The sequence below is a fragment of the Pseudomonas sp. R76 genome, assembly GCF_009834565.1.
Taxonomy (GTDB): Bacteria; Pseudomonadota; Gammaproteobacteria; order Pseudomonadales; family Pseudomonadaceae; genus Aquipseudomonas.
Genome location: NZ_CP019428.1, coordinates 1,321,313 through 1,343,080, shown reverse-complemented (window position 1 = coordinate 1,343,080; position 21,768 = coordinate 1,321,313). Strand labels below are relative to the sequence as shown.

The window sequence follows — 21,768 nt, the reverse complement described above, 5'->3', positions numbered from 1 at the left end:
TTGCATCCCTTTTTTTTGATGCCGCCTTGCCCTTTTTAAGCCACATGCATCATATTAAAAAACCTTCAATCATTACATTTAACATATATTTTTTTAAAAATTCAAATTTCAACGCCCATTAACAAATCCACAAACCTAAATCCCTTATCTAAAAATCTTGACCATTTCATGCGCCAAACTCTTATACACTGCTACCTCCAAAATTCTTATTATGCTTTAAGATCGAACACCCCTGTCAAGAAAAATTTCAATTAGAAATTATATATTTCTAAATTTAATTGAACCCATATATTCACCGAATCAATTTTCGGACTTGTCTTTTGTAGATGGGAATCTAGATGAAGAAGACCTGACAACCAGGATTGCTAAAGACAACAGAAGGCACCCACCACACACGTAGATAATCACTAGGTCCGGCGCGTTATTTTGCGAAACGTCGCTTATCAAAAGCCTAATCATTGCCGTCACTCCTATATAAAGCAAAAATCGCAGAGGCATATGATTTGTTTTAAAATAAATACCGCTCATTGCCAACAATATCTAAATGAATGAATAGCAATAGAATGTCATCTACGCTGATTTTCTCTTGACCGAGCATACCGATGAATGCGCTAATTGCTGCCCTAATCGTAATTAGAGCTATGCCAAACAGAGAGAGGTAGTGGAAAGCCTCGACCACTAAACTCCCAAGCGAATCGGCACCACCATGAAGGCTTTTGCGCTGCTTTTCTATTCCAAGTATTTCACTCATCACTCACACCCTTACCATCAAAGACAATACTGCCTAGCTGGCCTTAAGCGCACCAAAGACTCGCAATCATAGGGGGCTCGCGCTTTTTATGCCCGCAACAAAAAATGTTAGATTCAGGTGGGTTTGTCTTGAAGTAAATCCCAACCATCGCGCCCAATTCCAGGTAGATGAACAGCAGCAAGATGTCATCGATCTTGATGTGCCCCGTCTCCAGCATCCCCAGAAACTCCATCACCGCCGCCCAAGCGGTTACCGCACCAATGGCGAACAACGCCAGGTAGTGGAACGTCTCGACAAACAGGTTGCCCAGCGACTCGGCCAGACCATGGACGTTCTGGCGCAGCTTTTCGGCCCAGTTGATTTTCACGATGATGCTTCCTTAGGTCGGCTCGACCGGATAATGCGGGTTGGACGTGACGGTTGTTCTGCATGCAGAAAAAAGGCCAGACACTAGGACTTGAGATGGTGGCGGCGTGACATGAGGCACAAGGCAGACGCATAACCTGTGGCGAGGGAGCTTGCTCCCGCTGGGCCGGGCTGGCGCTCCAGCGCGTAGCGCCCCCAAAACCTGCCGATGGGTTTTAACAGGAAGAATACCTTCGCCTGAATTGGGGCTGCTTCGCAGCCCAACGCGAGCAAGCTCGCTCGCCACAGGTGCTTAGCCAGCCTCAGGTCGGTGTTTGATCGTTCCCACGCTCTGCGTGGGAATGCATCCCGGGACGCTCCGCGTCCCCCTTGAGTCTTGCGTGGGCAGCGGGGCGCAGAGCGCCCCAGGCGGCATTACCACGCGGAGCGTGGGAACGATCGGTTGAGGCCTCAGGCGGGTGCGACTTGCTCCAGAGCTCGGTCGACCAACAAGCCGCCCATTTCCACCAGTTGGTGAATCGCCAAGACCAAGCTTCGCTGCTGGCCTTCAAGGTCGAATGCCAGCTTATTGGCCATCTCACGGACGCTGCTTAGGGTTTCGCTGGCATTGGCGAGCAAGGTTTCTGTATCAGAATCAGGAGTAACGCTGAACAGCGTCGGATCAGTAGACGGGGGATTGGGGGTGATCTTTTTCATGGCACAGCTCCTCTCGTAGGGAAACCATCACCATCTGCCGCCAAGCAGTTTGGGTGACGGATTGCACAAGGTTGGCGGACCGGTACGAAAGGAACCCGGCACCCCGAAGGGTCCCTGTGCAACCCGCCATGACATAAGAATGCAAACGGAGTTAGCGTCTGAAATCCTATTAGAGCGTTGTTGCACCTTTCGTAGCAGGCCGCCAAGCCCGCTCGCTGCATGTGCAGCGCCGGTGGAAGGTAAGCCACCGGACAATTCCAGCGCAACCCCGGCAAGTTGTCAGAAATTTCCGTTGTAGCAAACCTGTATTTACGGGCTACATTAAAAAACTGCTACCCAAACCCTGTCGTTTGGCTTACCCTTTTCGCTGTATATAAATACAGTAGTCGCAAAAGACAACTATCGTGAAGGCATGTGAGGTGGTGAATGGCCGTCGAAGTGGTATACCGCAGCAGCCGAGATCTGGAGCGTTTGTTCATGGATAAAGCCGAAGCTGACCGTCATGACAAGATGCTTGAACTCGCTGAGTTGCTGGCAGAAGTGTTGCAAAAAGCCGTGCCGTCCCTGAGCGAGCAGCAGGTGGAAGAAGCCGGGATCTACATGGCGAAGAACCGCGATGTATTTGCCAAGGCGTTCAAGAGCCAACCGGACGCACTGTCCGAGTTGCTGAACCCGGCAGCGGAATAAAGCCCGAATTGAACAGGCCCTGAATCATTGATTCAGGGCCTTTTTAATGCCTGGCTTATGGGTAGAGCAGGCGTTCGGCCAGCTCATCCGCTACCCGTGCGGGGGAGCGTTTTTCGGCTTGGGCGTGGGCGAAGATTTCGGTAAGGCGCGTGCCGATGTTCGACAGGTGTGCGGTGATGCCGGGCAGCTCGGCGCCGGCGTGTTTGAGCGCGACGTAGATCAGGCCACCGGAGTTGATCACGTAGTCCGGGGCGTAGAGGATGCCGCGCCCTTCCAGCTGGTCGGCGATTTCCAGGTTGGTCAATTGCGCGCTGGCGGAACCAGCCACGGCGGCGCAGCGCAGTTGGCCGACGCTGTGGCGATTGAACACCGCGCCGACGCCGCACGGCGAAAGAATGTCGCAAGGCGTGCTGAGCAATGCATCGTTGGCTATGGGGTGCGCGCCGAGTTGTTCCATGGCCAGTTGCACCTTGCCATTGTCGATGTCGCTGACCAACAGTTCAGCGCCCGCCGCGTGCAGTTGCTCGGCCAGGGCGTAGCCGACGTTGCCCAGGCCCTGGACTGCCACGCGCAAGCCTTCAAGGTTGTCGCTGCCCAGGCGCGCCATGGCGGCGGCGCGGATGCCGGTGAATACGCCCATGGCCGCATGCGGCGCCGGGTCGCCGGCTGCGCTGGTGCTGGTGACGAAGCGGGTGTGTTGGGCGATGCAATCCATGTCGGCCACCGAGGTGCCGCTGTCGATGGAGGTGATAAAGCGGCCGTCGAGTTTTTCGACGCAACGCCCAAACGCCTCGAACAGCGCCGCGCGGCTTTCCACATGCACGGGCCGGATGATCACTGCCGTGCCGCCGCCCACCGGCAAGCCGGCCAGGGCGGCTTTGTAGCTCATGCCTTGGGCCAGGCGCGCGGCATCGGCCACGGCACTTTCATCGTCGGGGTAGGCGAGATAACGGCAGCCGCCCAGCGCGGGGCCCAGGCGGCTGTTATGGATGGCTATGATTGCCTTCAGCCCGGTTACCGGGTCGACGCTCAGGTGCAGCGATTCAAGGCGGGTGCTGTGCATGAGAGCGAACATCGTCGGGCTCCCGAATCACTTCTGGTTGAGGCCCAAGTATAGGCTTACGGCAGGAAACTGCCGAAGTACGCTGGAATAAGCCGCCCGATTTCTCAGACCCCACGACATAAGCAGGTCGGATATTTCTTAAGTCACTGGACGAAAATTCACAGCAAGGCTAAAACGGGGGCATACGCCGGAGAACGCAATGAATCCCCGCACAGCCTTTTTCGCCTGTCTGGACCGTTCACCCCCTGCGCTGTTTGAAGCCGCGCTGTGGATTGCTGCCGAGCACGACCCGGCCGTGCAGCCGTTGCTGATCCTGCAAGATCTGGCGTTATTGCAACAGCAGGTCAGCGTCGGCATGCCCATGTTGCCGGCCGATGAACTCGGCCAGCCACTGCTGCGGCGTATGAATGACCTGGGGTTCGCCCAGGACGACTTCACCCCATTGCGCCCCGCCGCCGCCTTGCTGGACAAGGTGCTGCAGCGCAAACGCGGGCAACCCTTGGCCATGGGGCTGATTGCGCTGGAGATGGCGCGGCGCCTGAATATCCCGATGGTCGGCGTCAACTTTCCAGGGCATTTTTTGCTGCGCGTGCCCGGCGCCGATCATCTGCTGGACCCGTGCGGCGGGCGGCGTTTGTACCCCAATGATTGCCGCGAGTTGCTGCACCGTCAGTATGGGCCGAATCTCAAGCTCAAGGCCGACCACCTGCTCACCGCCGAACCCCGCGCGATCCTGCAACGGCTGTCACGCAACCTGCGCCAGCTGCACCTCTCAAATGACAACCCGTTGGCCGCCTTGATCGACGCCGAACGCGTGCTGGAACTGGGCAATGCCAGCGCGGCCGACTATCTGGCGCGGGCCAGCCTTTACCAGCGCCTGGATTGCCCAAGCGCCGAGCGTTTTGACCTGGAGCACGCCTTGCTGCTCAGCGAAGACCCGATCCAGCGCCTGCGCCTGACCGAGCGGCTGGGGCACCTGCCGCCTAATTCAGTGGTGCACTGAACTACTTGTTTTGGACTGCATGGTTTGTCGTGGACGGTGCTTTGAGAATGTCACTGTGCAGTGGGCTCTTCGGCACAGCAGAACCCGGCGAACGCACTTGAATGATCAACAGCGCCGCAATCACCGCCGGAATCGCGCAGAAGAAGAAAATCTGCTCCACAGGGATATGTATCGCCAGCAGCAGGCTGCCAAACAACGGTCCTAAAATTGAACCGAATCGCCCTACGCCGAGCGCCCAGCCCGTGCCCGTGGCGCGCACATGTGCCGGGTAGAAATTACTGGCGAAGGCATTAAGCGTGAGCTGGCCGCCAATGATGCAGAACCCGGCCGCGAATACGCAGGCCACCAGGTAGCGGGGGTTGTCGTGATTCACGCCGAGCAAAATGGTGCACACCGCAGCCGCCGCCAATACGCCGGACAATAGCCGCACTTTGCTTTTCAAGCGGTCAGCAAACCAGGCCATGCCGATAGCGCCCAGGGTGCCGGCAAACAGGAACATTGAGGTCACCAGGTTGGCCTCTTTCAACTCGAGGCCGCTTTCCAGCAACAGCGACGGCAACCAGCTGATCATGAAATACAACAGAATCAGGCTGACAAAAAACGTCGCCCAGATCAGCACGGTCGGGCGCGCGTAGCCGTTACGAAACAGCTCCACCACCGTGAGTTTGCTGCCTTGCGCCTGGCGATTTTCTGCTTCATTCGACGGTGGCGGTTGCCAACCCGGCAGCATGCGCGCCGTGACCTTTTGCAGGCGTGCGTACGGCGGTGCATCCCGCAATAAACGTGGCAAGGATTCCGGCAGCAGCCACACGAGGAACGGGAACAGCAGCAACGGCGTCACACCGCCCGCCAGGAAGACCGCCTGCCAACCGTAGCCTTCGATAAACCCCGCCGCCACAAACCCACCCGCCGCGCCGCCGAACGAGAAGCCACAGGCGGCCAAGGTCACCATCAAGGTGCGCATACGTGGGGGCGAATATTCCGACATCAACGCCATGGCACTCGGCATCGCGCCGCCCATGCCGATGCCGCAGATAAACCGCGCAGCCATCAGCGTGGTCAGGGAATTGGCGAACACCATCAGCACCGTGAGGCTGGCATAAATCAGCACGCAACCGAGCAGGATACGCCGCACGCCAAAGCGGTCGGCCAGCGGCGTCACCAGCAACGAACCCAACGTCAGCCCGAGCAGGTTGGCACTGAACACGGGGCCGAACGCGGCTTTTTCCAGGCTCCAATCCTTGGCCAAGGCCGGCACCACGTAACCGAGTACTTGGGCATCGTAGCCATCGGTTACCAGCAGCAGCGCCAGCAACAGAAGGATCAACCACTGATAGCGCGACACCGGACGGGCGTCGAGTGCCGCGCGAAAGCTGGCAATCTGATTGTGCATCGCAAGGTACCTATTATTTTTATAAGTATGACGCCGATCAAAATGTGGGAGCTGGCTTGCCTGCGATGACGGCGTGTCAGTCAGTGAATAATCAACTGACGGACCGCTATCGCAGGCAAGCCAGCTCCCACATTGATTTAGGGTGTGTCTGGGGTATCCGGTTGGTTGGCCGGATGCGCCTGCACAAACGCCGGATGTTGCGCCGCCAACGCTGCCACACGTCCAATGCGCGGGTACGCGGCCAATGGCACTTTGAAGCGCTCCGCCGCGTACAACTGCGGAATCAGAAACGTGTCCGCCAACCCCGGCTGTTCGCCGAAGCAAAAACCCTTATCGCCAATCAACTGCTCCACCGCACCCAAGCCCTGGCTGATCCAATGGCCTATCCATTCGAGCAATTGCGCCTCGTCATGGCCCCACTTGCGCAGCAGGTTCTGGGTGCTGGAGTTGTGCAGCGGGTGAATATCGCAGCCGATAATCGACGCCACTGCACGCTCATGGGCACGGGTCGCCAGGTCTTCGGACAGCAGTGGCACCTGTGGATAACGTTCTTCCAGGTACTCGATGATCGCCGGCGACTGAATCAACAATTGGCCGTCATCGGTGCGCAACGCCGGTACGCGGCCTTGGGGGTTGATCGCCAGGTACGCCGGTTGGCGATTGGCACCGCCCGGCGGCACCAGCAGGTTGACCGGCACCGCAGTAAAATCCAGGCCCTTGAGCGCCAGAGCGATACGCACCCGGTATGACGAAGTGGAGCGGTAGTAAGTGTAGAGTTCCATCGCCCTGCCCTCTTAGCGCGCCGCGATCACGGTGCCACGGCATTCGCCGAAGCCGATGGAGGCAAACCCTTCGCGGCTGCAGCGCGCGCGCAGGATGATTTCGTCGCCGTCTTCGAGGAACTTACGCACCTCGCCGGAAGCCAATTCAATCGGCTTTTTGCCGCCTTCGGTGATCTCCAGCAGGCTGCCGAACTGCCCCGGCTGCGGCCCGGACAAGGTGCCCGAACCGAACAGATCACCGGGCTGCAACTGGCAACCGTTGACGCTGTGGTGCGCAACCATTTGCGCCACGGTCCAGTACATATGCTGGGTGTTGCTCAGGGTCAGGCGATGGGCCGGCAGATTTTGCTCGCGCATCGCGGCGGTGGTCAGCAGCACTTCCAGTTCGATGTCGAAACCGCCAGCGGCCTGGTCACGCTTGTCCAGCAGGTACGGCAGCGGCTGCGGGTCGCCTTCGGGGCGCGCCGGTTGGGCTTTGCGGAACGGCGCCAGTGCTTCGGCCGTCACCACCCAGGGCGAGATGCTGGTGATGAAGCTTTTGGATAAGAACGGGCCCAGCGGCTGATATTCCCAGGCCTGGATATCGCGTGCCGACCAGTCGTTGAGCAGGCAGAAACCGGCGATGTGTTCGGCCGCATCGCCAATCGCAATCGAGTCGCCCATGGCATTGCCCTGGCCGATCCAGATGCCCAGCTCCAACTCGTAATCCAGGCGCGCGCAGGGGCCAAAAGTCGGCTCGGTCTGGCCGGCCGGCAGCGTTTGGCCTTTAGGCCGACGCACCTCGGTGCCCGAAGGGCGAATGGTCGAGGCACGGCCGTGATAACCAATCGGCACGTACTTGTAGTTCGGCAACAGCGGGTTGTCGGGACGGAACAGTTTGCCGACGTTCTGCGCGTGCTCGATGCCGACGTAAAAGTCGGTGTAGTCACTGATTTTGGCCGGCAAGTGCATCTGGCAATCGGCGGCGCGGTGCAGCACCTGAGCCTCGCGGGTTTGCAGCTTGCTGCCTTCGGCGAGCAGTTCCAGCAGACGCTCGCGCAAGGCCACGCGCGGGCCACGGCCGAGTTCGAAAAAGGCGTTCAGTTGGCCACCGGCAGTGGCTTCAACGGCGCGACGTGCTTCACCTTCGAACTCATCCAGCGCGGCGTGCAGGTCGAGAATCGCATCACCAATTGCCACGCCACTGCGCGGCGCCGAGCCGTTGATGCTGAACACGCCCAGCGGCAGGTTTTGCAGGGGAAAATCGCGGTGACCGTTGGCGGAGGCCACCCAGCTGCGGGTTGGCGTTGGTTGAGTCATGGGTTATCTCCGGTTCGGGTTGAAGGTGGCGGGCAGCGAGGCCCAGCACGCGTCGTAAGCGGGTTGCAGTTGCGGGCATTCGAGGGCGAACTGCGTGGGGCGCAGCACTTGGCTGGTCTCGAACATGAAGGCCATGGTGTTATCGATCTTGTGCGGCGCCAGCTCGACGTTGATGGCTTTGGTGCAGGTCTCGCCATCCGGGCCGTGGGCGCTCATGCAGCTGTGCAGCGACGCGCCACCGGGCAGGAAGCCTTCGGCCTTGGCATCGTAGGCGCCCTGGATCAGGCCCATGTATTCGTTCATCAGGTTGCGGTGGAACCACGGCGGCCGGAAGGTGTTCTCGGCCACCATCCAACGTGGCGGGAAGATCACAAAGTCGAGGTTGGCCAGGCCATGCACGCTGGTGGGTGAGGTCAATACGGTGAAGATCGACGGGTCGGGGTGATCGAAACTCACCGTGCCGATGGTGTTGAAACGCCGCAGGTCGTATTTGTACGGCACGTTATTGCCGTGCCAGGCGACCACATTCAGCGGCGAATGGTCGAGCTCGCAGGCCCACAGCTCGCCGAGGAATTTCTGCACCAATGTCGTCGGCTGCTTCAGGTCTTCGTAGTGGGCCACCGGCGTTAAAAAGTCACGCGGGTTGGCCAGGCCATTGCTGCCGATTGGGCCCAAGTCCGGCAGGCGCAGCGGCGCGCCGTGGTTTTCCGCGACGTAACCGCGTGCTTGCGCATCCAGCAGTTCGACACGGAATTTCAGGCCACGCGGCAGCACCACGATTTCCAGCGGCTCGACGTCCAGCACTCCAAGTTCGGTGGCGATGCGCAGGCGGCCCTGCTCAGGCACGATCATCAGTTCGCCGTCGGCGTTGAAGAACACGCGCTCCATTGAGCGATTGGCGCGGTAGTTATAAATGCTGATGCCTGACGGTTTGTCCGACCCGGCGTTGGCGACCATGCCTACGAGCCCGTCGATAAAGTCCGTCGGCTCGCTGGGAATATCCAGTGGGTTCCAGCGCAAGCGATTCGGCGTCACCGCGCCCAACGGCCCACCGGCTAATTGACGCTCCAGTTTGACGAATGCCGGGTGATTGGCCGACGGCTGAATGCGATACAGCCAGGTGCGGCGGGCTTCGCTGCGCGCCATGGTGAAGGCCGTGCCGGAGAACAGTTCGGTGTACAGGCCGTAAGGGGCTTTTTGCGGGGAGTTCTGGCCGACGGGCAGCGCGCCGGGCAGGGCCTCGCTGGCGAATTCATTGCCGAAGCCCGACAGGTATTCGAGGTTCATGGATCATCCTCTGAGCGGAAGTTGTTTTTATCGTAATCCAGTTACGCATAACGTAATTTGATCACTATCGACCGTCAAGCTATAAAGACGCCCATTCATCTCTCGGATTCTCGCCCCTCCATGGAAAAGCCCCGCGACACCGGTAAACAGAAAGTCCGCTCGGCTGAAGTCGGCACCGATATCCTCAAGGCGCTCGCCGAACTGTCCCCGGCCACTTCGCTGTCGCGCCTGGCCGAACATGTGCAGATGCCGGCGAGCAAGGTCCACCGCTATTTGCAGGCGCTGATCGCCTCGGGTTTTGCCGAACAGAACACCGCCACCAACCATTACGGCCTGGGCCGCGAGGCGTTGCGCGTGGGCTTGGCCGCGCTGGGCAGCATGGATGTGTTGAAAGTCGGCGCCCTGCCCTTGGCGGAACTGCGCGATGAACTGAATGAAACCTGTTTTTTGGCGGTGTGGGGCAACCAGGGCGCAACCGTGGTGCACATCGAGCCGGCGGTGCGCGCAATCACGGTGGTGACGCAATTGGGTTCGGTGTTGCCGCTGCTCAGCTCGTCCACCGGGCTGGTGTTCAGCGCCTATCTGCCGTCGCGGGAAACCGTGGAATTGCGCGAACGCGAGGTTCAGGCCGGTATCGCCCATGCCTTGGCCGACGACCAGGCCTACGCCGCCGCCTGCGCGCAGATTCGCAGCCGTGGCCTGCACTTTGTGCATGGTTTGCTGATGCCTGGCGTCGATGCGTTGTCGGCGCCGGTGTTCAACGCGGTCGGCCAGGTGGCGGCAGTGATGACCGTGGTCGGCCCGACCTCACTGTTCCACGCCGATGAAGACGGCCCGGCGGCGCGGCGCTTGCTGGCGGCGACCCGGGCCGTGAGTTGGCGGATGGGCTATCAGCCCTGAATTATTCGTCCCAGCGTGACAGGGCCACCGCCACGCGGTTCTCCACAGCCTTGACCTGTGCACCGGCAACCACATAGTTGTTGCTGATCATCGAGAACACTAACCGGCGCCCGTGGGCGTCGGTGATGTAGCCGCTCAACGATGACACGCCGCCCATGGAGCCGGTCTTGGCATGCAGGTTGTTTTCCGCCGGAGTGCCGCGCAGGCGATAGCGCAGGCTGCCGCCGGTCAGGCGGTCGGTGTTGCCGGCAATCGGCAGTGCGTTGTACCAGGCGTTGAACCACGGCTGCTTGCTCGCGGCCAGCAGCAGGTCGGTGAGGGTTTGCGACGACACCAGGTTCTGCCGCGACAGGCCGGAACCGTCAACCTGCTTGAGCGTTGCCGTGTCCACGCCCTGACGCTTGAGAAACCCGTCGACCGCCGCCACACCCGCCGCCGCCGTGCCGCTGTTCGCGGTCTTGCGGCCCATGGCCTTGAGCAAGGCTTCGGACATGTTGTTGTTCGAGAGCTTGAGCAGCGGCGTGATCAGTTCCTGCAACGGCGCCGATTGATGCTCGGCCAGCACGGTCACGCCGGCCGGGGTTGCGGCCCCCATCACTCGACGGCCCAGCACGGTGATGCCCTGCTGCTTGAGGGCTTGTTCAAACAGATTGGCCACCAGTTGCGTCGGCTCCCAGACGCTGACCAATTGCGGGCTCTGCCGGCCGGGCGCCACCGCGCCGCTGAGCTGCAACAGGTTGGTGCCATGACGGCGGTTGATCCCGTAGGTGTTACCCGGCCCACTCACTGCGCGGTTGCTCAATTGCAGGTAATCGGTGGGCGGGAAGATCTCAACGCTCACAGGCTGGCCGACACGCACCGGCGCTTTGGCCGTGACGAGTACGCTGCCCGCATCAAAATCAGCATTGGGTGACACGGTCAGCGCCGAAATCTGCGCGCCGTAATAGGTGGTTTCATCATCATGGGACCAATCGACACCCAGGCGCTCGGCGTCAAACCAGGTGTCGTCGAACACGATATCGCCCTGGACTTGGCGAACACCCTGGCTGGCCAGTTGCGCCGCCAGCGCCTGGTAGTCGGCGAATTGCATCGTCGGGTCGCCGAGGCCACGCAGGTACAGGTTGCCGGTCAGGCGATCGCCCTGGCGTATACCGTTGCTCAGCAGCTGCGTGGCGAAGCGGTATTGCGGCCCCAACACGTCCATCGCGGCGGCGGTGGTCAACAGCTTGAGGTTGGAGGCCGGCACCAGCCGAGTGCGTGGGTTGTGCTGGTACAGCGTGGCGCCGCTGCGCGCGTCACGCACCATCAGCGACACCGAGGCGCCGTGCAGCGCGGGGTCGGCCAGCAATTGATCAAGGGAGTTGGAAGTCGGCGAAACACTCGCGCAGCCGCCCAGTAAAAAGCTCAAGCCGACCAGCATTGCGCTGGTGTGTATCCATTTGCCCAACTGCATCAGTAGCGTTTTCCCGCGAAGTCTTTAGTGGCGGCAACGCTACCAGACCCTTACCTTCGTGGCGAGCGGGCTTGCCCCGCGTTGGGGCGCGCAGCGGCCCCTGATAAGACCGCCGCGTTTTTCCGGGCACACCGCAGTGGTTGGTTTTGGGGGCTGCTTCGCAGCCCGACGCGGGGCAAGCCCGCTCGCCACAGCAAGCCCGCTCGCCACCGCCAGGTTAGAACTGCAGGGTACTGGACACCGACACCTGCCGCGCATCGCCCAGTGATACAAACACCCGGCTCGCGGCCGAGGTGTAGTACGTGCGGTCGAACAGGTTTTTCACGTTGAGCTGGAACTTGACCTTCTGCCCTTCGATCTTGGTGTCGTAGGTGGCAAACGCGTCTGCGACGGTGTAGCCGGGCAGGTTGAAGTCGTTGGCGGCATCGCCTGCGCGCTCGCCGACATACCGGGCGCCCGCGCCCACACGCAGTTGATCGCCGCCGAAAATATCGCCGAAATCGTAAACCGCCGACAGCGAGCCGGTGTGTTTGGCCACGTTTTGCAGGCGGTTGCCTTCAAGCGTCGGGTCTTTGTCCTTGGTGTCCAAGGCGTCGGTGTAGGCGTAGCTGCCGATCAGGCTCCATTGGTCGGTCAACTGGCCGGTGGCGTCCAACTCCAGGCCACGGGAACGCACCTGGCCGGCAATGCTGTAGACGGTGTTCGCACCGGAACCCACCGACACCAGCACGTTGCGCTTATCGATATTGAACAATGCCGCACTGGCGGTGATACGCCCTGGCATGTCGAGCTTGGCCCCCAGTTCCCAGGACTTGGATTCCTCAGGCGTCAAGTCGCCGGTCAAGGTGCTGCCATCGGCCAGGGCGGCGATGGTGGAGTTGGGTTTGAACGACTCGGTGTAGCTGCCGTAGAACGACAATTCATCGGTGTAGCGGTACACCAAGCCGGCACGCGGCACCCACGCCTGGCCATTGCCATTGGTGTTGGCGGTAAACGGCACGCCCTTGCCGGCGTATTGGTCGTACATTTGATAGCGCACACCGCCCACCAGAATCCACTGGTCGGTCAGGTGAATGGCGTCCTGAAAGAACAGCGAGTCGCTGCGCAGCAGGTCAGTCTGGGCGCTGTCTTTGGCACTGACGGTGGTGCCTTGTACATCCTTGCCGTAGACCGGATCGAGGTAGTTGAACGCGCTGCGTTGCGCCTGGCGAATCAGGTCGGCGCGATAGATCTTGCGGTACTCGTCGTCCAGGCCGAACACCAGGTCATGCTGCATGCCAGCGATGTTGACCTTGCCTTCCAGGCTCATGGTGGCGAAGCGGTCGGTGGTCAACGCACCACGGGTGCCGTCCATGCTGCGCGTCAGGGTGCCATTGGGGTTGACCGACACCGTGCGCACTTGGCTGGCATCGTAGGTTTCGCGGTTCCAGCTGTAGCCGAAGTGCGCCTTCCAGTCGTCGTTCAAATCGTGGTCGACTTCGAGGCGATACAGGTCGGAGCGGCCTTCCATATTATTGAACGGCTCATCCAGGCGACGGGTCGCCGGAATGTTCAACGGGTGGTTGGTCTTGGGGTCGATGGCGGTGCCACGGTCGAACGGCGAGAGGAATTCGCGGTGTTCGTAGGCGAACACCACTTTGGTGGTGTCGCCGTACCAGGCCAGGGACGGCGCCACCAGCGTCTCGCGGTGGGTGCCGAAGTTGCGCCAGTAATCTTCGTCTTCATGGTCGACGATCAGTCGATAGGCCAGGCCGCTGTCGCCAATCGGGCCGGTGGTGTCGAGGTTGCCGCCGCTGCCGTTCTTGCCGTCGCCGAAGGTCGAGCCGCGTGCGGTCAGGGAAGTTGATTGCACCAGTTCGGGTTTTTTGCTGACGATATTGACCACGCCGCCCGGGTCCTGGATGCCGTACAACAATGAGGACGGACCTTTGAGCACTTCAACGCGCTCGGCGGTGGAGTTGAGCGCCCGGCCCTGCACCACCGGCATGCCGTCTTGCATGATCGAGCCGTTACGGTTATCGCCGAAACCCCGCAGCATCACCGCGTCCTGGGTGCTGGCCAAGGTGTTCGCCTGGGTGATACCGCTGATATTGGCGAGGGCGTCGTCCAGGTTGCGTGGTGTCTGGTCGCGCAGCACTTGGGCCGGCACCACGTTGACGGTTTGCGGGGTTTCCAGCAGCAGGCCGTGGGAACGCATCACCGAACTGGTGGGCGGCGGCTGGTAGCTGGTGCTGTCCTGGGCTTGGCCGGCGCCGCTGATGGTGGTGGCGCCGAGGTTGACCGCGCCGTCGGTGGGCACGGGTTCCAGTGCCAGGGTGCGCGCGTCGATCTGGCGGAAGGTAAAGCCTGAATTGCTCAGCAGGCGTTGCAGGGCTTGGGTCGCGCTCATCTGCCCGCTGACCGCCGGGGCGCTGAGGCCGTAGGGCGCTTCATCGGTGTAGATCACGCTGATGCCGGTGACGCGGCTGAAATCGCTCAAGGCCTGGGGCAGCGGTTTGGCTGCCAGGGCAAAGTTGAACTGGGCGCTTTGCTGCTCCTGTGCCTGCGCCACGGCCAAAGGCAGCAATGCCAGCCCCGACACCGTCAATACCGAGGCTCCCAGCCACTGTTTTACCCAACCGCCCGCCGTCGATTTCATGCTGTGAGAACCCGTGTAGAAAACGCTGTTAATGCGAATTGATCGCAGTTTCAAGCACTACACGGTTGAGCGGTGGATTTACCTCACCTTTGTTTGCAAATATTTTTGTTTATTGCGCCTGAATGCGAAAACCCAGGCGTGGGAAGTGCACATGCACGATACCGCCGCGCTCATCCGTACGCCGCAGGATCAGCGCTTCGCGCCCGGCGAACAGCAACTCACCGGCGACCGGGTCTACGCCGTAGTCCGTCGCGCTGATGGTCACCGGCTGGCCAGGCTTGAAGCCGTTGGGGTCTTCGAAGATTTCCTCCGGCAAGGGCGCGGGCGTGGCATTGCGCGCAATCTCCAGCGCCTGGTCGGCGCGCATTTCACTGGCGTTGCCATGGCCAAAGCTCAATACCCGCGCCAACCAGGCCGCTACGGCCGGGTAGTGATCCACCAACGGCGACGTCACCGGCGTGCCTTTGAGAAACCACAACGGGTGCGCCATGGCGAAGTCGGCAATCGACGGCTCGCCAAACAGGAAGTCCCCGGCGCCATGCTGCAGTTGCTGCTCCAGGCGCACCATCAGCGCCGGCCATTGATGCCGTGCCAGCTCGAGCGGCACCTTGCTCGCCGTACCACCGCTGAACAGCGCGACGCGGTCGGCCATCAGCGCCTGCATCGCTTGCGGCGGCACTTTGGCAAAGCGCACGGCGGCGGATTCCGGCTCAAAGACCAAGGTCACGCTATGGTGAGACACCACACTGTCGGCCCAATAAGCGAAGGCCTGGGTGTTGATTTCCTGGCCCAGCGGAAACAGCGCCGGGGTGGATTTTTCCTGCTCCAGGCGCCGTGCGATCAGGGCGGTGTCGCAGTAGATATCCGCGCCCACCTGCAATACCGGCGTCTTGCGATAGCCGCCCGTCAATGCGGTCAGGTCGGGCTTGGGCGACATCGGTGGGATAAGCACCGAGTGCCACGACAAACCTTTGAAACCCAGCATCAGCCGGGCTTTTTCAGCAAAAGGGGACTGCGGGTAGTGGTGCAGGATCAACTCAGACATGCCAGGCTCCGCTGGATAAATGAGCGGCTAGCTTAACGCGCAAAATCGCGCGCAGGCGAGATGGGAACCCATCAGTCAAATCAATGAGCCACTCGCCGCCAGGCATTCCTTGGCGCTTTTCTTGAGCTTCTTGATCAGCCGTTCCTGGCGCAGCGCTTCGCCCTTGCTCGCGCACTGTTCGGTGTACACCAGCGCCACGGCCGGGCTGGATAAAAAGAACCGCGCGCCCTTGCCGCTTTGGTGGGAAGCAAAACGGCGCACCGGGTCATTGCTGATGCCGCAATACAGCGAGCCATTGGCGGCGCGCACCAGGTACACGAACCAGGGTTTGGGTTCAGTCGATTCAGTCACGGGGCAATTCGGCAAACCAGAGGAGCGCCAATCTTATCAACGACCGGCCTGGAATGCCTTCAGGCCTTTAAGCGCCTGGGCGCGCACAGCGTTTTTCAGCGCCGGCGACCAGCCCAGCAACAGGCCCTTGAGGCCCAGTGCCTGGCGTGACCAACGCCACAGGTCGAAGTGGTCGTGGTGCTCGCAGATCTTGCCGTCGCGAAACACAAACCGCGCGCCGATATCGTTGACCACCGTGTTGCCGGTGGCACTGAACAGGTACGTCGCCACCCAATGCGCGCTGCCGGTGCTGTCGTCGCTGCGGACATGGTCGAAGGTCAGGGAAAAGTCCTTGGCGCGGGTGGTGAGCATGCGCCACATATCACCGGCATCGCGCCCACGCAGTTCGCCGAAGGCCGGGTCGCTGAACACCACGTCATCGGTGTAGCAGGCGGCCATGGCTTCGGCGTCCAGGCGTTGGAATGCACTGTAGAACTCGGTGATCAGGGCGTTGTGGGCATCACTCATGGGCAGGTTTCGCACGGTGGTCAGAGGTACTGAACGATAAGCTGCGCAACAAGGGAATGCCATGGCTATTCGCTATGGGAATGAGTAATCACCATGGCAGACTCAAGGATACCGTCTACGGCACCATTCCCGCCGAGCGCGCGTAGGCGAACAAGTCCACATCGGTTGAAATACACAACCGGCTCATGGCCGTACTTTTCTGTTTGCTGATGGTGGAAATGCTGCGGTTGACCCGTGCCGCAATCTGGCTGACGGTCATGCCGCTGGCCAGCATGCGCACCACTTCACGTTCCTTGCCGGACAACTGCGGCGCTTGAGATTGATCGCCCGTGCCGGCCTCGTGCAACTGCTCGCGTAGACATTCGCTGGCGAAGGTCTGGCCCTTGGTGACGGCCTTGATTGCCAGGGGCAACTCCTTGGCCGAGGCCTTTTTGGCGACGATGGCCTGTGCGCCATGGGCGAAGGAAGCCCGCAGGGTCGCAATGTTGGCGAACATGGTGACCAGAATCACCGGCATCTTCGGGTACTGGCGCTGCAACAGGCTCAGCAAGCAATAACCGTCAGCCTGGCGCCCACCCGGCATGGCGAAATCGGTTACCAATACGTCACAGGGCGTGGTGCCCAGCAACACCAGCAATTCATCGGGGCCACTGGCTTCGCCAACGACTTTGCAGGTGCCACTCGCCTCAATCACCACCCTTTGCCCGATGCGGACAATGGGGTGATCGTCGGCAATTATTACTCGAAGCATAAATACTCACGGATGATGGCCACTTGATTCCGGGCAAAATACCTCCGACCGGGCGCTTCAACAACCGCCCGGCAAAGGCACATTTCAGCCAAACCCAGTGCCTTGTAGTGCCATCCATCAAACTTACAAAATAAAAGGAAAAACCCCACATACAAAAACTACAACTCAAAAGAACAACTTCCTACAAGCCAAGATGAAACCTCATAACGTACTCACGTACGCGAAGTAACGCTTGAGGTCATGCTCAAACATCTCCAGCCGTCCCAGGTTCGCCCACACGCCTTGGAGCCGGACCTGTTCAATCAGCGCACCACCCCGCGCCTCCAAGTCGTCGCAGCCTAAAAAAGCCAGGCTGCCCAACAGACGATGCAACCGCTCCAACGCAAGCCGGGCGTTCAACGTGATGCGCGCATCGGCCAGGGCCGCGCAGTCCGTGCGGGCTTCGTGCAGCAAGCTGCCGAGCATCTGGTTGACCACCTGTTCACTGCCGAAGGTCTGGACCATGCTCGCGCGGGTCGGCCAGGCCGTTGAGCCCTTGGATACGGCCAGCGATACCGCACTCGGTGGGCCGGGCAGCCATCGCCCAAGCACATCGCACAACTGCGCAAACGTCAGCGGCTTGAGCAGCCAGGCATCCATGCCGGCATCGCGGCAGCAATGCGGGTCGTCAGCCTGCAGGTTGGCGGTCAGGGCAATGATCGGCACCCGGCGCCGCCCGTTCGCCCGCTCGTGCAGGCGTATGGTGCGGGCCAGGGCATAGCCGTCCATGCGTGGCATATGGCAGTCGCTGATCACCAGGTCGAAGTGCCTGCGCGTGAAGGCGGCAAAGCCCTCACAGCCGTCGCCTACCACTACATGGCCAAGCCCGAGTTTTTCCAGGAACCAGCCCAACAGCGCGCGGTAGGCCGAATGATCCTCCGCGACCAACACCTCCAAGTGTCGCCAGTGATCGGGCGGGGAGAAATGGACCGGAATGCGCTGCGCAGAGACATCGCTCGAAGGCACGCTCGCTCACCTCGTTGATGGTGTCGGTGGTGCAGCGCCCTTCGCCCAGGAACACGAATATCGTGTGGGCGAGGAGCGCTGACGCGACAGTCAACGGAACGCACTCTGCAGCAGGTTTCAAATATTCAAATGACGGTCATCGCCCAGGAAAAGTATCGTTTCGCACGCCACTCTGACCATACAACAACTACGAAACTGACCATTTACCTACATTTAACTGTTCATTCTTCTGACACGGATCACTCCACTTTCCGAGTCTTTGTGATTGTCGTAAAAGTTGTATGTCTCCCGCCCAGGCCCATCGTTAGATTACGGCCCACTCTAGTCAGGGACGGTCCGCCGCCCCCTGAGCAGTCCAGATAAACATTAAAAGCCGCCTTGCACCCGTCGACACACTGCGCACAGCGAGTGTCGCTACGGCGTGACTCAACGTATTGGAACCCTAGAAATGAATGCTCCCTTCGCCCTGTTAGCCACCGCATTGCTGCTTACCGGCGCTTCGACCGTGTTTGCCGCCAGCAGCGTCGACCTGACCGTCCAGGGCTTGATTACTCCCAGCGCCTGTACGCCCAGCCTTTCAAGCGGCGGAGTGGTCGACCACGGGAAAGTTGCGGCCAAGGACTTGAGCCCGATCAACTGGACGGGGCTTGGCGATCACACCCTGCAGCTGAACATCACCTGCGAAGCGCCGACCCTGCTGGCGCTGCAGGGTGTTGATAACCGTGGCGACTCCCCTGACGCGTTCAACGGCTACGGCCTGGGCCTGGTCGACGGTAAAAAACTGGGCATGTACATGCTGTCGCTGGATAACGCGACGTCCGGCGGTGCGCCGATCTCTGTACTTCAGTCCAGCGACAGTGGCCTCACTTGGACGGAAAGCTTCCCGGGCGACGTCATGCCGCGGGCATACCTCGCGTCGTTCGGGGACCGCTCAACGGGCAGTTGGGCGCCTACGCCGGTGCAGAACGTAACCTCAGACATGAAGGTGACAACCATGCTCGGCCCCACGGCCGGCATGAACCTGGCCAACGAGATCCCCATCCTCGGCTCGGCCACGGTTGAAGTGAAATACCTGTAAGCCAACCCCATAACCCACAGGATGTGACCCATGGCTCGCCCTCTCAGTACCCTCGCCGCAACCCTAATGATTATGGGTGCAGGCTCCGTATTCGCCGCCAGCAGCACAGACTTGGCCGTTACCGGGCTCATTACGCCCAGCGCCTGCGTCCCGACCCTGAGCCAGGGCGGCGTTGCCGACTATGGAAAGATCGCCGCCAGAGATTTGCAGATAAGCCAACCCACGCCCTTGCCGGCCACCACCCTGCAACTCAACGTGAACTGCAGTGCCGCCACGCTGTTTGCCCTCAACGGCGTGGATAACCGCCCCGGCTCGGCCATCGATGTCGACGGGTCGTCATTTGGCCTGGGGTTCATCAACGGAACCGAGAAGGTCGGCAGTTTCCTGCTGGTTCTCAATAACTACCTCGCCGACAGCCAGCCCGTGACCAAGCTGGTTTCGCGCAACAACGGCGCCAGTTGGATCGAGAACAGCGAAGACGCCATCTGGATCCCCGGCTGGCTCACCGCCTTCGGCGGTAACTCAGGTGGTGACTGGGCGCCTATCGCGATCACGACGCTCACCAGCGACGTGAGGGTCCACCCGATCATCGCCGCCTCCGAGACACTGACCCTGACTGAAGAACAACCGATCGACGGTTCCGCAACCCTGGAAGTGCGCTACCTGTAACCCATCCGTTCATTGCATCGCTCACAAGGACCTGTGCCCATGGAAAGAACCACGCCCGCCGCTCTTGCCCTGCTGCTCGCGGCCTGCGCCCCCGGCGCATTCGCCGCCAGCAACACCGACTTGAGTGTCACCGGGGTCATTACCCCGTCCTCTTGTACGCCAACCCTGTCCGATGGCGGCATCGTCGACCACGGCAAATTGACCGCCAGGGACCTCGACCCGGACAAACCCACCAGCCTGCAAGCCGGTGAAATGAACCTGCTGGTGAATTGTGAAGGGCCGACGTTTTTCACCCTGACCACCGAAGACAGCCGCGGCGAAAGCGTAGCGCTCAACCCGGCGCACCACGGGCTGGGCATGACCAACGATGACGAGAAACTCGGCAACGTGGCGTTCGGCCTGTTCGACCCGGTGGCTGACGGTGCGCCGGTGCAGACCATCTTGTCGCGTGACGGCGGCGCCACCTGGTACCCCTCTTCGTACCTGGGCCACACCGCCTTGACCTCGTTCGCGGCGCCGAGCAGCCCGACCACGCCGATGGCGCTGCAGACCCTGAGCGCCCGGCTGCGGGCGTTCACCATGATCGCGCCTGCCAAAGACCTGACCTTGGTCGACGAGGTGCCGATCGACGGCCTGGCCGTGATGCAACTCAAGTACTTGTAAGCCATTTTTCCCGTCTCCCCATTCAGGAACCCCATCATGAACACCGCATTCAAAACCCTCTCCGCCGCCCTGCTGCTGCTCGGCAGTGCCAACGTACTCGCCGCATCCAGCGTCGACCTGACGGTCACAGGCCTGATTACCCCAAGCGCCTGCACCCCGACCTTGTCCGGCGGCGGCACCGTGGACTACGGCAAGATTTCGGCAAAGGATCTGAAACCTGACGCGTCGACCTTTCTGCCCACCCAAGTCGTGCAATTCACCGTCACCTGTGATGCCGCCACCCTCATGGCGATGGAGGCCAAGGACAACCGCGAAGGGTCTGACGCCAACAACGACACGATGGAATTCGGCCTGGGCCTGATCAACGGCACGGAAAAACTCGGCGGCATGGAATTAAGGCTGCTGAACCCGGTTGCCGATGGCGTCTCGGTCGCCACCGTCGGCTCATACGATGGCGGCGTCACCTGGGGCGCGGAGCGCAACCTGATGCGCAACAATATCCTCGCCCCTGCGGTGGCCGGCGTCGATACGCCGATCCCGGTCCAACTGTGGAACGCAGACCTCAGCGTGCAGCCCTTTATCGCCAAAACCAGCGGGTTGACCCTCACCAACGAAGTCGCCATCGATGGCTCGGTGACCCTCACCGTGCGCTATCTGTAACAACCTTCGAGTCGAACAACGGCAGGCCTCCGCGCCTGCCCTTGTCACCTACGCAAATTGATGAACCCGGCAACCGGTGAACCTTCCCCATGAAGCAGATTTCTTCACGCCTTCTTGCCCTGTTTTACCTGCTCGGTGCCAGCCCGCTGGTGTTAGCGGCGTCCAGCACCGAGTTGAATGTTACCGGCCTGATCACCCCCAATGCCTGTACCCCGACGTTGTCTGCCAACGGCGTCGTCGACCATGGCAGAGTGCCGGCGCGCAGCCTCAACCAGTACGAGTACAGCGCGCTGCCCACGCAATCCCTGGACCTGATAGTGAGTTGCAACCAACCGGTGCTGTTCGTACTGGTAGGCGTGGACAACCGCGCTGACTCGTCCCTTGGGCCGGGTTTTTACTATGGCCTGGGCAACAATATCCATGTGCCCAGCGAACGGCTGGGCACGGTTTCCTTGGCCTATCGCGACGCCATGGGCGACGGCGAACGCGTACTGGTATTGGCCTCAAGCAACAAGGGGGAAACCTGGTTCCCCGAAACCAACGCCTTCCCGAACAACTACATGGGGTTCGCCCGCCTGGGCACGCTGGTGCCGGAGCCCCATCGCGAAGTCACCGCCAGCCTGCAAATCAATACGTCCATCAACGCCGCCGCCTATTTGACCCTCAAGCAAGAAGTGCCGCTGGACGGTTCCATCGTGCTTGACCTGAGGTATTTGTAGCC

Annotated in this window: 21 protein-coding genes and 2 pseudogenes; 8 read left to right on the top strand and 15 right to left on the bottom strand. The window is 60.8% G+C overall.

What is annotated here, in order from left to right:
- Window positions 1-300: 300 nt before the first annotated feature.
- The 3 genes and pseudogenes from PspR76_RS05990 to PspR76_RS05980 form a co-directional block, all read right to left on the bottom strand.
- Window positions 301-751 (bottom strand): annotated as a pseudogene (locus PspR76_RS05990) (phosphate-starvation-inducible protein PsiE).
- Between the two features lie 121 nt (window positions 752-872).
- Window positions 873-1,118 (bottom strand): annotated as a pseudogene (locus PspR76_RS05985) (phosphate-starvation-inducible PsiE family protein); the annotation flags it as partial.
- Window positions 1,119-1,567: 449 nt separating this feature from the next.
- Window positions 1,568-1,813: a DUF6124 family protein gene (locus PspR76_RS05980; protein WP_159954374.1), complete on the bottom strand. Its 246-nt coding sequence runs from the start codon at window positions 1,811-1,813 to the stop codon at window positions 1,568-1,570.
- Between the two features lie 426 nt (window positions 1,814-2,239).
- On the opposite strand from PspR76_RS05980, the gene PspR76_RS05975 reads away from it, so the two are divergent.
- On the top strand, window positions 2,240-2,500 hold the full coding sequence (locus PspR76_RS05975) for a YebG family protein (protein ID WP_003188807.1): 261 nt from the start codon (window positions 2,240-2,242) through the stop codon (window positions 2,498-2,500).
- A 55-nt stretch (window positions 2,501-2,555) separates the two neighbouring features.
- Here the strand turns inward: PspR76_RS05975 and PspR76_RS05970 are convergent, their stop codons facing one another.
- Window positions 2,556-3,575, bottom strand: coding sequence for a Glu/Leu/Phe/Val dehydrogenase family protein (locus PspR76_RS05970; protein ID WP_159954373.1), 1,020 nt, complete (start codon window positions 3,573-3,575; stop codon window positions 2,556-2,558).
- A 187-nt stretch (window positions 3,576-3,762) separates the two neighbouring features.
- Here PspR76_RS05970 and PspR76_RS05965 point away from each other — a divergent pair, with 187 nt between their 5' ends.
- Window positions 3,763-4,566 (top strand): SirB1 family protein, encoded by an 804-nt coding sequence (locus PspR76_RS05965; protein WP_159954372.1) that lies wholly within the window; start codon window positions 3,763-3,765, stop codon window positions 4,564-4,566.
- 1 nt (window position 4,567) lies between these two features.
- Here PspR76_RS05965 and PspR76_RS05960 read toward each other — a convergent pair whose 3' ends face one another.
- The 4 genes from PspR76_RS05960 to hmgA form a co-directional block, all read right to left on the bottom strand.
- Complete coding sequence (locus PspR76_RS05960) at window positions 4,568-5,959, bottom strand: MFS transporter (protein WP_159954371.1); 1,392 nt, start codon at window positions 5,957-5,959, stop codon at window positions 4,568-4,570.
- Between the two features lie 137 nt (window positions 5,960-6,096).
- On the bottom strand, window positions 6,097-6,741 hold the full coding sequence (gene maiA, locus PspR76_RS05955; RefSeq protein ID WP_159954370.1) for a maleylacetoacetate isomerase: 645 nt from the start codon (window positions 6,739-6,741) through the stop codon (window positions 6,097-6,099).
- 12 nt (window positions 6,742-6,753) lie between these two features.
- Entirely contained in the window at window positions 6,754-8,040 is a 1,287-nt protein-coding gene (gene fahA / locus PspR76_RS05950) for a fumarylacetoacetase (protein ID WP_159954369.1), read from the bottom strand.
- Between the two features lie 3 nt (window positions 8,041-8,043).
- Window positions 8,044-9,327 (bottom strand): homogentisate 1,2-dioxygenase, encoded by a 1,284-nt coding sequence (gene hmgA / locus PspR76_RS05945; RefSeq protein ID WP_159954368.1) that lies wholly within the window; start codon window positions 9,325-9,327, stop codon window positions 8,044-8,046.
- 120 nt (window positions 9,328-9,447) lie between these two features.
- Between hmgA and PspR76_RS05940 the strand changes: the two genes are divergently transcribed.
- A complete protein-coding gene (locus PspR76_RS05940; protein ID WP_159954367.1) occupies window positions 9,448-10,227 on the top strand; it encodes an IclR family transcriptional regulator in 780 nt (259 codons plus the stop codon).
- A 1-nt stretch (window position 10,228) separates the two neighbouring features.
- On the opposite strand, the gene dacB is transcribed toward PspR76_RS05940, so the two are convergent.
- The 7 genes from dacB to PspR76_RS05905 form a co-directional block, all read right to left on the bottom strand.
- Entirely contained in the window at window positions 10,229-11,680 is a 1,452-nt protein-coding gene (gene dacB / locus PspR76_RS05935) for a D-alanyl-D-alanine carboxypeptidase/D-alanyl-D-alanine endopeptidase (protein WP_159954366.1), read from the bottom strand.
- Window positions 11,681-11,897: 217 nt separating this feature from the next.
- Window positions 11,898-14,318 carry a TonB-dependent siderophore receptor gene (locus tag PspR76_RS05930; RefSeq protein ID WP_159954365.1) on the bottom strand — a complete coding sequence of 807 codons (2,421 nt, stop codon included), beginning with the start codon at window positions 14,316-14,318 and terminating at the stop codon, window positions 11,898-11,900.
- 109 nt (window positions 14,319-14,427) lie between these two features.
- Window positions 14,428-15,363, bottom strand: a complete 936-nt coding sequence (locus PspR76_RS05925; RefSeq protein ID WP_159954364.1) for a glutathione S-transferase family protein — start codon at window positions 15,361-15,363, stop codon at window positions 14,428-14,430.
- Window positions 15,364-15,438: 75 nt separating this feature from the next.
- Window positions 15,439-15,714, bottom strand: coding sequence for a GIY-YIG nuclease family protein (locus PspR76_RS05920; protein ID WP_119738470.1), 276 nt, complete (start codon window positions 15,712-15,714; stop codon window positions 15,439-15,441).
- Between the two features lie 36 nt (window positions 15,715-15,750).
- Window positions 15,751-16,221 (bottom strand): nuclear transport factor 2 family protein, encoded by a 471-nt coding sequence (locus PspR76_RS05915; protein ID WP_010212931.1) that lies wholly within the window; start codon window positions 16,219-16,221, stop codon window positions 15,751-15,753.
- A gap of 115 nt (window positions 16,222-16,336) precedes the next feature.
- On the bottom strand, window positions 16,337-16,972 hold the full coding sequence (locus tag PspR76_RS05910) for a response regulator transcription factor (RefSeq protein WP_159954363.1): 636 nt from the start codon (window positions 16,970-16,972) through the stop codon (window positions 16,337-16,339).
- 201 nt (window positions 16,973-17,173) lie between these two features.
- Entirely contained in the window at window positions 17,174-17,977 is an 804-nt protein-coding gene (locus PspR76_RS05905) for a response regulator (RefSeq protein WP_237235727.1), read from the bottom strand.
- A 448-nt stretch (window positions 17,978-18,425) separates the two neighbouring features.
- Between PspR76_RS05905 and PspR76_RS05900 the strand changes: the two genes are divergently transcribed.
- The 5 genes from PspR76_RS05900 to PspR76_RS05880 all read left to right on the top strand — a co-directional run bounded on the left by PspR76_RS05900 (window position 18,426) and on the right by PspR76_RS05880 (window position 21,766).
- Window positions 18,426-19,055 (top strand): DUF1120 domain-containing protein, encoded by a 630-nt coding sequence (locus PspR76_RS05900; RefSeq protein WP_159954362.1) that lies wholly within the window; start codon window positions 18,426-18,428, stop codon window positions 19,053-19,055.
- Between the two features lie 30 nt (window positions 19,056-19,085).
- Window positions 19,086-19,724 (top strand): DUF1120 domain-containing protein, encoded by a 639-nt coding sequence (locus tag PspR76_RS05895; RefSeq protein WP_159954361.1) that lies wholly within the window; start codon window positions 19,086-19,088, stop codon window positions 19,722-19,724.
- Window positions 19,725-19,763: 39 nt separating this feature from the next.
- Window positions 19,764-20,387, top strand: coding sequence for a DUF1120 domain-containing protein (locus PspR76_RS05890; protein ID WP_159954360.1), 624 nt, complete (start codon window positions 19,764-19,766; stop codon window positions 20,385-20,387).
- Between the two features lie 36 nt (window positions 20,388-20,423).
- Entirely contained in the window at window positions 20,424-21,047 is a 624-nt protein-coding gene (locus PspR76_RS05885) for a DUF1120 domain-containing protein (RefSeq protein WP_159954359.1), read from the top strand.
- 89 nt (window positions 21,048-21,136) lie between these two features.
- Complete coding sequence (locus PspR76_RS05880; protein WP_159954358.1) at window positions 21,137-21,766, top strand: DUF1120 domain-containing protein; 630 nt, start codon at window positions 21,137-21,139, stop codon at window positions 21,764-21,766.
- Window positions 21,767-21,768 lie beyond the last annotated feature (2 nt).